General features: G+C 63.1%; 6 protein-coding genes and 2 pseudogenes. 5 read left to right on the top strand and 3 right to left on the bottom strand.

The features are described from left to right. The first annotated feature begins 332 nt into the window (after nucleotides 1-332). Nucleotides 333-887 carry a hypothetical protein gene (locus AC1DN0_RS32410; RefSeq protein ID WP_441637428.1) on the top strand — a complete coding sequence of 185 codons (555 nt, stop codon included), beginning with the start codon at nucleotides 333-335 and terminating at the stop codon, nucleotides 885-887. 270 nt (nucleotides 888-1157) lie between these two features. On the opposite strand, the pseudogene AC1DN0_RS32405 reads toward AC1DN0_RS32410, so the two are convergent. Beyond that, nucleotides 1158-1550: pseudogene (locus tag AC1DN0_RS32405) on the bottom strand (GGDEF domain-containing protein); the annotation flags it as partial. Nucleotides 1551-2118: 568 nt separating this feature from the next. Then, a complete protein-coding gene (pdxR, locus tag AC1DN0_RS32400) occupies nucleotides 2119-3621 on the bottom strand; it encodes a MocR-like pyridoxine biosynthesis transcription factor PdxR (RefSeq protein WP_441637426.1) in 1503 nt (500 codons plus the stop codon). 307 nt (nucleotides 3622-3928) lie between these two features. Between pdxR and AC1DN0_RS32395 the strand changes: the two genes are divergently transcribed. From AC1DN0_RS32395 to AC1DN0_RS32380, 4 genes and pseudogenes are all read left to right on the top strand, one after another. Continuing rightward, the gene (locus AC1DN0_RS32395) at nucleotides 3929-4831 is read left to right on the top strand and encodes a MurR/RpiR family transcriptional regulator (RefSeq protein WP_477112181.1); all 903 of its coding nucleotides are present in this window, start codon (nucleotides 3929-3931) and stop codon (nucleotides 4829-4831) included. A 241-nt stretch (nucleotides 4832-5072) separates the two neighbouring features. Next, on the top strand, nucleotides 5073-5249 hold the full coding sequence (locus tag AC1DN0_RS32390) for a hypothetical protein (RefSeq protein ID WP_441637423.1): 177 nt from the start codon (nucleotides 5073-5075) through the stop codon (nucleotides 5247-5249). A gap of 124 nt (nucleotides 5250-5373) precedes the next feature. Next, a complete protein-coding gene (locus AC1DN0_RS32385) occupies nucleotides 5374-5649 on the top strand; it encodes an ElaB/YgaM/YqjD family protein (protein ID WP_441637421.1) in 276 nt (91 codons plus the stop codon). Between the two features lie 104 nt (nucleotides 5650-5753). Further along, nucleotides 5754-6682: pseudogene (locus AC1DN0_RS32380) on the top strand (asparaginase). 59 nt (nucleotides 6683-6741) lie between these two features. On the opposite strand, the gene AC1DN0_RS32375 reads toward AC1DN0_RS32380, so the two are convergent. After that, complete coding sequence (locus AC1DN0_RS32375; protein WP_441633492.1) at nucleotides 6742-7698, bottom strand: LysR substrate-binding domain-containing protein; 957 nt, start codon at nucleotides 7696-7698, stop codon at nucleotides 6742-6744. Between the last annotated feature and the right edge of the window lie 234 nt (nucleotides 7699-7932).

The raw sequence follows: 7932 nt of genomic DNA, 5'->3' as shown, positions 1-7932 counted from the left end.
CAACAACGTCGGCGTGATCGGCTCCGGCTTCGGCCCGCTGAGCATCGACGTCAACCCGTCGCAATGGGCCGCCACCCACGCCAAGGTCTGAACGAAATGCGCCAGGCTCCGTGGAACCCCTGCGGGTTTCACGGCCGCTGCGCGGGTGCGAAGGTACTGCCCAGGGGGAATCGCAAGACGCGGCCGTGACCATAACGAGGCCATATTCCTGTAGAACGCAGTCTATTTGGAGCGTGCCCAGATCAGAAACACGCATGCGCGAACTGGCGGCGGGGCCGCAGGCCGTAAAATCTCCCTCATGTTCGTTTCGAGATATCAATCTCGCCAAAATCATGATAAAGAAGGCCACCCTCCTCTCCGCCCTCCTGCTGGCATCGATCACCGCCCACGCACAGCCGCCCGGCAAGGACGCGGCGCCCCTGGGCCTTGAACTTGGCAAGACCAAGTGTGCGCGGATGACACCCGGTCCGAATCGCGTCAAGACTGGCACGGCGCCGTGGGCAGGCGGTGACACCGTCGAGATCAAGCACCTGGATCGCTTCAATCTGCCAGGCCTGACCCGCGCGACCGTGAACTGCGACGCCCAGGACACCGTGGCGCTCATTACCCTGACATTCGACCGGTCCGCGATGGATGAGGTCAGCAAGACGCTCGACGCCCGCTACGAGTCCAAGCGCAAGACCGACCCCAATGCCGGGAACGGCTACGCCGAGTGGGAAGCAGCCAACGGCAGCCTCGAGATGCTTTACGCCCGCGACAGCAAGCAGTTCACCCTGGCGTACTGGGCCAAGGGCGCCAAGGCCAAGTACTTCGCCTACAGCGGCACGAGCGACAAGAAGCCGGCCGCGCCAGCGCAACCCTCCGCGACACTGCCTGCACCGCTGTAAGAGAAACGACCGTCACCCCGATGCTGGTCCAGTTCGACATGTCGAACAGAGGACTGGCGCCCCGCTGACACTCATCCTGCTGCTGAAGGCCTGTGGTGTGAGGAGGCGCCGGACCCAGCGTTCTGCCGTCTTCTGGGAGCGCCAGACTTGGGGGGGCGGCTGCCTTTTGGAAATCCAGGCCGGCGGAAGGGAACCGGTGGCCGTGATAGACGCTATGCACCGGCCAAAGGACAATGTCCAATCAGGCTACCTCATCGTGTCAGCTCGCATTCAGGCGGTCGCGCAATCGTCGCACGGGCACCAGATGCATGCCATTCCCTGACAAGCCACCCTGTTCCGACCGTCCTTCTTCGCCGCATAGAGCGCCTGGTCCGCGATCGCAAGGACTTCTCGATGTGTCGACTCGACCTGCCCCTGTTTGCGCGTAAGCGAGGCCCCGATACTGACCGTCACGATGCCGAACGGAGAATGGCGATGCTCGATCGCCAGCCCCTCAATCGCGACGCGCAGATGCTCCAGCACCTCTTCGAGCGAGGGCGAAGCGGAACCGCACCGCAGCAGCGCAAACTCTTCACCGCCGATGCGCCCGGCAATCATCTGATACTTCTCTGCCACCGACTGCAGCACCGACGCCACGGAACGCAAGCAGTCGTCTCCGGCCGGATGACCATGCGAGGAACCGGTGGCATCGACATGCCGACTTCATCTCGATAGTGCTGATGTTCCTTGTCGAGCAGCGTCACAGCCGTGATCGACGCACCGGTCACACTTATATGAACGCGCCCCGGTTTGCTAGGTAAATGTCACGCGATGCTCGATCAGGGTTGGTTGCAGACTTATATCCGGCCTAGTGCAGGCCAAGCCTGCGACCCCGATGGAATTCGCCAAGAGCGGCCACCAGTGGCGCTCCACTGGCAGGGCGATCATAGCCGGGGGGGGGGCATTGCATTACTCAAAACCAGAAGTCATTTACCGGTCTGGCCTGAAATTCTGAACGGGGATCTGCGGACCGGTCGCACACATTGGACGACCGAAGCCATCACCCTGAGCTTCAATCAGTGCGACCAAGTCCGCCCCAGGAAACAATCTGACTCATCTCATCCAAGAATGCACGCTTGCGCGTGCGTTTCGCCGACAAGGTCAACCCTGGTTCCCGGGCCCACGTTCGTCGAACGTCCACCGATGATCCGGTTGAGGTCGACGAGGAGCCCAGGATCACAGGCGATACGCGTCAACCATCCCCCACCGATTCAATCGCGCACGCGAGCCTGGCCACCGCGGGCGCGATCTCCTCTTCACTGACCCCGCCGTAACCCAGCACCAGGCCGTTCTGCGCGCGCAGCGGATTGGCAAAGTAGGAAGACAGCGAGCGCGCCACGATCCCGTGGGCCAGCGCGGCGCGGGATACCTGATGATCGCTGGCACGGCGCAGCAGGACGGTCAGGTGCAGCCCGGTATCGGTGCCGACGATGTCGATCTCGCCGCCTAGCTGGCGCTGCAATTCCTGCGTCAGAAGGACCTGGCGCTCGCCATAGATCTTCCGCATACGTCGGATATGGGCTGCGTAGTGTCCGTCCGAAATGAAGTTCGCCAGGGCGTTCTGTATCTGCAATTGCCCGCCGCGATACAACTCGGAATGCGCTACGGCGAAGGCATCCACAAGCGCCGGCGGCAGGATCAGGAAGCCGAGCCGCAGGCCGGGGTACAGCACCTTGGAGAAGCTGCCGATGTAGACCGTATTGCGATGCGGGTCCAGGCCCTGCAGCGACGGCAAAGGGGCACCGTGGTAGCGGAATTCGCTGTCATAGTCGTCTTCGATGATCCAGGCGCTGTGCCGATGCGCCAACTCCGTCAGCAGGCGGCGCCGCGCGAGGCTCATCACCACGCCGCTGGGGTATTGGTGTGACGGCGTCACGAAGATGAGCCTGGGTCCGGTCTCGGGCGCAACGGGGGGCTGCATGCCCTGCGCGTCCACCGGCACCGCCTCCACCTTCAGCCCCGCCGCGCGGAACACGCTGCGCGCGCCCCAGTAACCGGGGTCTTCGACCCACACCACGTCGCCGGGGTCGCCAAGCAGGCGGGCACAGAGATCGATCGCCTGGTGACTGCCCTGCGTCACGACGATCTGTTCGGGCAGGCAGTCGACGCCGCGCGCCAGGGCCAGGTACTCCGCAAGCGCACGTTTGAGCGGCGGGCAGCCATGCCGGGTGCCGTAGCCCAGTTGCTCCTGGGAAGCCGTTTTCCAGACCTGGGTGATGATCCGCTGCCATATCGCGCGCGGGAATTGCCTGACGTCCGGAATGCCGAGCACAAACGAGCCCACCTGCCGGTCCGACGCGCCGGCGCCGTCAAGCAACTCACGGCCTCGCGCCGATAAGCGAGACGCCTCGCGCACTGCTGCGACCTCCTCCGCCTGGCTTACGCCGGACCCGCAATCACGCAGGACAGGATCGGGAGGGGCATCGCCAACATACGTTCCGCTACCGCCGTGCGTGAGCGTATAGCCCTCATCGGTGAGGCGCTCATACGCATACAGGACAGTGTTGCGGGCAATGTTCAGCCCCTTGGCAACCTCGCGTGTCGGTGGCAAGCGTGTACCGGCGGACAACTGTCCGGCCAGGATCGCGCCGCGGATGTCATCGAACAACTGCCGGTTCAGGGGAAGCCCCGATCGATCGGGTTGACTCCAGTGACTGCGCCCGAGAAGCCAGTCGATTAGTGGCGTCTCTTTCAAGGTCCTTGCTCCCTCTACGCTGCTTACCAGGATGCCCCGGCACAGGCTGTCCTTCGCATTCGGCGTCGCGTGCCAGCGGTACCGGCGGCTCACGGCACGCTGTAACGTCTAATACATAGACATGGGCCACGGTGAGACAAACATGACATTGACAGACAATACACGGCACATCTCCCTGGCGAAACCAAGGGTTTACGCGCAATCGGTCCRGAATGTCGCGAGTGCTATTCTCCGTTTTATGCCACGAACTGTAATGCTCATTACTTTCAGGCTGGCATTCCTTTTATGATCCACTCCCGGAGAGAGCGTGGCCAAGTTATCCATCAGAGACACGCTGGCAGACCGGGCTTCCGGCTTTACCGCGTCCGAGCTGAAGGTGGCGGAAACGCTGCTCGCCAGCTATCCGAGCGCCGCGCTGACCTCCATCTCCAACCTTGCGGCGCAAGCGGGGGTCAGCGACCCGACGGTGTACCGGCTGGTCGTGAAGCTCGGGTTCGATGGCTACCCGGCGTTCCAGCGGGCGCTGCTGGCGGAGGTGGATGAGGCGATGAATTCACCGCTTTCGCGGCTGGGAGCCAGCACGCACGGTGGGCCGGGGGAAGACTTCCAGAAGCCCCTGCTGGCAAGCCTGGCGATGTCCGTCAGCCGGGTGGCGCACTGCGCTTCGCCGGAAGACTTCGATACCGCCGTCGATCTGCTTGGCGAGCCGCGATCATCCGTGTTCTGCACCGGCGGGCGATCCAGTGCATTCCTCGCGGCGCGCTTCACGTCTCTCCTGACGCATGTACGGCCCAAGGTCCGCCATATCGAGCCGGCTTTGGAGCGGGCGAACGAGGTGCTGGTCGACATCGGCCCCGACGATGTCCTCGTCGTCTACGACTATCGCCGATACCAGAAAACCGTCATCGACTTTGCCGCCGCCGCGCAACGTCTCGGCGCGAAGATCATCCTCTTCACCGATGAATGGAAGTCGCCGATCGCTGGCTTCTCCGCGGCCACGCTCACCAGCTTTGTCCGGACGGACTCGCCGTTCGATACCAAGGTACCTGCGCTGGCGCAAACCGAGACGCTGATCGCCGCGCTCATTGCCCGCTTTCCCGAAGAAACAAGGCAGCGGTTCGAATCCATCGAGGCCATCAGGAAATCCGCCAGGCCAGACAGCGTCGGTAACGGGCTCGATGCATCCTCATCCGGCCGCGCGACAGCCTGACCGGCCACCTGGCAGGACGCAAGAAGGCGGTTCCATCAACTATTCCGGATTGGCTCTTATTCGCGCGCCGGATCTTCCTTATGCTAGGCAGGCATTGAACCTGCCCCTCCCCGGCACTGCCACAGGGAGAACAAGCGCAGCTTCAAACAGAATGGAGACCACGTCGCCCCCATGACCAACGCGCGTCTTGTGCGAACTCGCGACATGATCTGAACGCCAATCCGGAAACAAACGACTTGCCATGCCAGTCATCGCCAACCATGTGCTTCGCAGCTACCCGCTGATCATCAAAGAGTCGCAACCCATGCCGGCCCCCCAGGCCTCCGCGCTCCCGAGTCCCCCGTTCGACCCTTTCGACTGCGGCACCAGTGCAGACGAAGAGGAGCTGAAGGCGGTCGCCGTGCTGGGATACAACTGAGTATCCCGGCCAGTCGTTCATTCATGCCGCAATTCAGTATTCCCGCAGTTCAGTCGTTCAGTAGTTGATTAACCGTTTGACCAGAATGAGCCAAGCATTCAAGCAATTCAACGAGGAGAAAATCATGTCGAATACCGGGAACGCCCTGCGCGAAGTGGATAGCCTGCTGGTACCCACCACCAACGCCGCGAGCGGGCCGGCGGAGGAAGTGCCTGGCAAGGTGCAGGCGCGCCTGAAGAAGGCAAAGAAGAAGATGGCGGACGTGCAATACGTCGTGGTCGAAAAAAGCCGCCACACGGCGCGCCTGGCGGACGATTATGTGCATGAACGTCCCTGGACATCGATCGGTGTCGCAGCCGCCGTCGGCTTGTTGATCGGCTGGCTGATCGATAGAAAATAAATCCCCGGCGCCACGCGCCAACGAAACCCTCGGGCCGGACTGCGGATTTCACCGGCAGTCCGGCCAACGAGCATTGCCTGCTGCCATAGAGAGCCAGAAGAATCATGAAGCATTCCGTCCGTCTCACCACCATCGGCGCCCTGCTGCTCGCCGCCAGCCTGACCACCGGCGCCGCCCATGCGCAGCTTGCCCCGCCCGCCGCCGCGCCGCCGCAGGCGAGCGCCCCCAGCGAAGCCCGCAAGGCCAATATCGTCATYATCGGCACCGGCGGCACCATYGCCGGCGCCGGCGCTGCCGCCACCAATACCGCGGCCTACCAGTCGGCCGTGGTGCCGGTGGACAAGATCATCGCCTCGGTCCCGGAAATCTCGAAGGTCGCCAACGTCAAGGGCGAGCAGGTCTTCCAGATCGGCTCGGAGAGCTTCAATAACGAGCGCCTGCTGAAGCTGGGCAAGCGCGTTTCGGAACTGCTCAAGCAGCCCGACGTGGACGGCATCGTGATCACCCACGGCACCGATACCATTGAGGAAACCGCCTACTTCCTCAACCTGACGCTGAAGAGCGACAAGCCGGTGGTGGTGGTGGGATCGATGCGCCCTGGCACTGCCCTGGGCGCGGACGGCGCGCTCAACCTGTACGACGCCGTGCTCGTGGCCTCCAGCCCCGAATCCAAGGGCAAGGGCACGCTGGTGGTGCTGAACGACGAGATCCATACCGGGCGCGACGTCACCAAGAGCAATACCTTCAAGGTCGAGACCTTCCGTTCGCCCTCTATGCCGCCACCGGCAACGGCAGCGTGGGCGACTACATGGTCGAGCCGCTCAAGGCGGCACGCGCCAAGGGCGTGCAGATCGTGCGCGCCTCGCGCACCGGCAGCGGCGCGGTGATCCGCAACGCCGAGCAGCCGGACGACAAGTACAACTGGCTGGTGACCGACGACCAACTGCCGCAGAAGGCGCGCATCCTGATGGCGTTGGCGCTGACCAAGACCAACGACACCCAGGAACTGCAGAAGATCCTGTGGAAGTATTGAGTTGAGCGCGGACGGGGCCGGGTACGACGGTGTCGTGCCCGGCCCTTTCCCATCCTGCCCTACAAGCCGCAGTCGCTCGATTCCGCCAGGCGTCCCATCGCTTGCGCGTCCGGTACATGGCTGATAAAGGCCCAAAGTTCATCGACCAGGGGCTTCGGATTGGTCGCCGAACGATACAGCCGGATATCCAGGCTCGTCGACCACGCCCCCGGGCCGGCCAGCACCAGCCGCCCCTCTCTCACCTCGTCGCTGACGCAGCTCTCCGGCAACCAGCCGACGCCATGCCCGGCCACGACCATGGCCTTCAAGGCCTCCGACATGTGCGTCTCGAAGCACCGTTGCAGCCCGTAAGGCTCCGGTGAATTGAGCAGGATCATCTCCACCACATTGCCCAGGAAGGCACCGGATGAATAGGCCATGAACGGCAACGGTCTGGCGCTCGTGCCGGGCAGGCGGAAAATCGGCTGCCCGTCCTTATCCGGCGCCGAGTACGGCTGGATGCGCTCAACGCCCAGCTTCAGGAACGGGAAGCCGTTAGGGTCCAGCAGGATCGGCAACTGCTGATGGTGGTAGCCCAGCAGGATGTCGCAATCGTCGTCGACCAGTTGCTGGACGCCTTCGGGCACATTCACTGCATGCACGCAGGCACTCAGCGCCCCGAAACTGCGGTGCAGGTACTTGAGCCAGGCCGGAAAAAAAGTGAACACCAGCGTGTGCGCCACCGAAAACCGGATGACCTTGTCGCTCTCGGCAAGGGGCTGCCGGCTGCTCAGCAGTGCGCGTGCCGCATAGGCGTCACGCAGCAGGTCGGCCGCCAGGCGGCGGAACAGCCAGCCGGCGGTCGTCAAGGTTGCCGGATGCACGCTGCGATCGACCAGGCTGACACCCAGCCACTCTTCAAGCGCCATGATGCGGCGGCTGAACGCTGACTGGGTGATATGGCGGTCGCCTGCCGCGCGTGAAAAGCTCCGCGTTTCCGCCAAGCACAGGAAGTCTTCAAGCCACTTGGTTTCCATGATGGAATCTACTCGGCATCGGGGTGGAAGGCGAAAGGTCTGAGTCACATCATACGGCAAGGCGATCACGGAATAATTGGTGGAACCCCGATACCGTGATGCAAATTTCGCGGCGCCGTATTCCAAATTTGCAACATCCCTCCACGTGCATCCGGGTTGTCTCGTAGAACCAGCAGGCACCGCTAATGGCGCAGCATCGCCGGCATGCATATCTCAATGCGCGTCATGACAAAT

This window comes from Cupriavidus sp. 05N39, assembly GCF_056397325.1.
This window is presented reverse-complemented; position numbering and strand designations above follow the sequence as displayed.

Excerpts from the sequence above, each read along its gene's own strand:
- AC1DN0_RS32375 (WP_441633492.1), bottom strand. The coding sequence starts at position 7,698 with ATGGAAACCAAGTGGCTTGAAGACTTCCTGTGCTTGGCGGAAACGCGG.
- AC1DN0_RS32410 (WP_441637428.1), top strand. The coding sequence starts at position 333 with ATGATAAAGAAGGCCACCCTCCTCTCCGCCCTCCTGCTGGCATCGATC.
- AC1DN0_RS32390 (WP_441637423.1), top strand. The coding sequence starts at position 5,073 with ATGCCAGTCATCGCCAACCATGTGCTTCGCAGCTACCCGCTGATCATC.
- AC1DN0_RS32385 (WP_441637421.1), top strand. The coding sequence starts at position 5,374 with ATGTCGAATACCGGGAACGCCCTGCGCGAAGTGGATAGCCTGCTGGTA.